General features: G+C 72.9%; 2 protein-coding genes and 1 pseudogene. 1 reads left to right on the forward strand and 2 read right to left on the reverse strand.

What is annotated here, in order from left to right; all coding sequences use genetic code 11:
* Positions 1 to 383: 383 nt before the first annotated feature.
* Positions 384 to 917, reverse strand: a pseudogene (locus tag HUV01_RS14780) ((2Fe-2S)-binding protein); the annotation flags it as partial.
* A gap of 89 nt (positions 918 to 1,006) precedes the next feature.
* Positions 1,007 to 2,191 (reverse strand): acyl-CoA dehydrogenase, encoded by a 1,185-nt coding sequence (locus HUV01_RS14785; RefSeq protein WP_174298959.1) that lies wholly within the window; start codon positions 2,189 to 2,191, stop codon positions 1,007 to 1,009.
* Positions 2,192 to 2,305: 114 nt separating this feature from the next.
* On the opposite strand from HUV01_RS14785, the gene HUV01_RS14790 reads away from it, so the two are divergent.
* A partial coding sequence (locus HUV01_RS14790) for an aldolase/citrate lyase family protein (RefSeq protein ID WP_254606712.1) occupies positions 2,306 to 2,643 on the forward strand: 338 nt, incomplete at its 3' end.

The raw sequence follows: 2,643 nt of genomic DNA on the forward strand, positions 1-2,643 counted from the left end.
GCCGCCGCGGTAGGGGCGACCGCCGTCCTGCGGCCCGCCGCCGTGTCCGCCATCGTGTCCGCCGTTCTGTCCCGCGTCCTGCCCGGCGATGGCCGCCGATGCGGTCACTGGCGCCAGCGCGCCCACCGCGAGCAGGCCGCCCATCGCCAGCCCCAGCATCCCGTTCCTCGTCATGTTCCCGGTCCTCGTCCTGTTGCTCGTCGCGTTCCCGTTCCCGTACCTGGTCATCGCCCGCTCCCGACCGGCGCGGCCCCATCGGCGGGTCCGCCATGCGATCGGTCTGGCCGAGTCGGGCTGATCGGGGGCTGAACCCTTTCGTCAGCGGAATGAAAGCCGCGCACCGGTCGGGAGCCCGTCACCGGGGAGGAGGGGAGGACGGGGGCGGGGGGCGCGAGCGCGGGCACCATCCGGGCGGCGTCGGCGGGATCGATGCCGGGGCGGGCGCCGATCGGCAGCACCTCCTGCCCCGCCATCGCGCGGCCGGCGCGACCGATCGCCGCCACCAGCCGGGGATGGATGCCGCAGCGGCACAGGTTGGTCAGGCCCTCGCGGATCTTCGCCTCGGACGGGCTTGGATCCTTGCGCAGCAGGACGGCGGCCGCCATCACGAAGCCGGGGATGCAGAAGCCGCATTGCGACACGTTGTCGGCGATGAAGGCGAGCTGGACCGGATGCGCCCGCTCGCGCGACAACCCCTCGATCGTCGTGACCTGGCTCCCCTCGATCGCGCCGATCGCCACCTGGCACGAGCGCACGGCCTCGCCGTCGACATCCACCGTGCAGGCGCCGCACTGGCCGGTGCCGCAGCCGTATTTCGCCCCGGTCAGGTTGGACGCGTCGCGCAGCGCCCACAGCAGCGGCGTGGCCGGGTCCATCCGATATTCGACCGGCTGGTCGTTGACGATGAAGCGGGTCATCCCCGATGGGTAGCGCCTCCAGCCGTCCCGATCCACCCGGATCGCGGGCGCTGTCGCCGGACCCCGACCGGACCCCGACCGAACCCCGATCAGAACGCCGCGATCCCCGTGATCGCGCGGCCCAGGATCAGCGCATGGACGTCCGCCGCGCCCTCGTAGGTGCTGACCGTCTCAAGGTTCATCAGGTGGCGCATGACGTGGTATTCGCCAGAGATGCCGTTGCCGCCGTGCATGTCGCGGGACATGCGCGCGATGTCGAGCGCCTTGCCGACGTTGTTGCGCTTGACGATCGAGACCATCTCGGGCGCGAACCGCCCCTCGTCCATCAGCCGCCCGACGCGCAGCGACGCCTGGAGCCCCAGCGCGATCTCCGTCTGCATGTCGGCGAGCTTCTTCTGGTAGAGCTGCCGCCCGGCCAGCGGGGTCCCGAACTGCCGGCGGTCGAGGCCGTATGTCCGCGCGGCGTGGAAGCACGCCTCCGCCGCGCCCAGCGCGCCCCAGCTGATGCCGTAGCGCGCCCGGTTGAGGCAGCCGAACGGGCCTTTCAGCCCCTGGACGCCGGGCAGCAGCGAGTCGTCGCCCACCGCCACCGCGTCCATCAGAATTATGCCGGTGACGGACGCGCGCAGCGACAGCTTGCCCTCGATCCTGGGCGTCTCCAGCCCGCTCGCCCCGCGTTCCAGCACGAAGCCGCGGATCGCGCCGCCATGCGCGTCCGACTTCGCCCACACGACGAAGACGTGCGCGATCGGCGCGTTGCTGATCCACGTCTTGGCGCCCGAGAGGACGTAGCCGCCGTCGACCCTGGTCGCGCGCGTCGTCATGGCGCCGGGGTCGGAGCCGGCGTCGGGCTCCGTCAGGCCGAAGCAGCCGATCCATTCCCCCGACGCGAGCCGGGGCAGGAACCTGCGCCGCTGCTCTTCCGAGCCATAGGCGTGGATCGGGTACATCACGAGACTGGACTGCACGCTCATCATCGAGCGATAGCCTGAGTCGACACGCTCCACCTCGCGCGCCACCAGGCCATAGGCGACATGACCCGCGCCGCCCCCGCCATGGTCGACGGGGATCGTCGGCCCCAGCAGGCCGAGCGCGCCCATCTCGGCGAAGATCGCAGGATCGCTATGCTCGTCGCGGAACGCCTCGACGATGCGCGGCGCCAGCCGGTCCTGCGCATAGCGGCGCGCGGCGTCGCGGATCATGCGCTCGTCGTCGGTCAGCTGTTCGTCGAGCAGGAACGGATCGTCCCATTCGAAGCGCGCGGTGCCCGTCATCGTCCGTCTCCCGCCGCCCGCCCGCCGCCCGTCGTCGCCGCCCGTGGCTGCCCGTCGCCGCCCCATGTACCTTATGGTGATTGCCCCCGCCGCCGCCAGGGGGCAGGCCGGGGCATGACCGCGATCCGTTCCCGCCGCAGCGCGCTGTTCCTGCCCGCCTCCAACCCCCGCGCGATCGCCCGCGCGCGCGACGTCCCCGCCGACGTCGTGATCCTCGACCTGGAGGACGCGGTGGCGCCCGAGGCGAAGGCGGAGGCGCGGGCCGCGGCGGTGGCGGCGGCGCAGGAGGGGTTCGGCGACCGGGAGCTGGTGATCCGCGTCAACGCGCTCGACACGCCATGGGGCGCGCACGACCTCGCGGCCTGCGCCGGCGTCGCGGACGCGGTGCTGGCGCCCAAGATCACCGGCCCCGACGACGTCGCGCGCTATGACGCGGGGCTGGCGGGCGGGGC

Source organism: Sphingomonas bacterium (assembly GCF_903643035.1).
In the GTDB taxonomy this organism is placed as follows: Bacteria; Pseudomonadota; Alphaproteobacteria; order Sphingomonadales; family Sphingomonadaceae; genus Sphingomonas.

Coding starts and splice junctions, on each gene's coding strand:
- HUV01_RS14785 (WP_174298959.1), bottom strand. CDS start 2,191: ATGACGGGCACCGCGCGCTTCGAATGGGACGATCCGTTCCTGCTCGAC.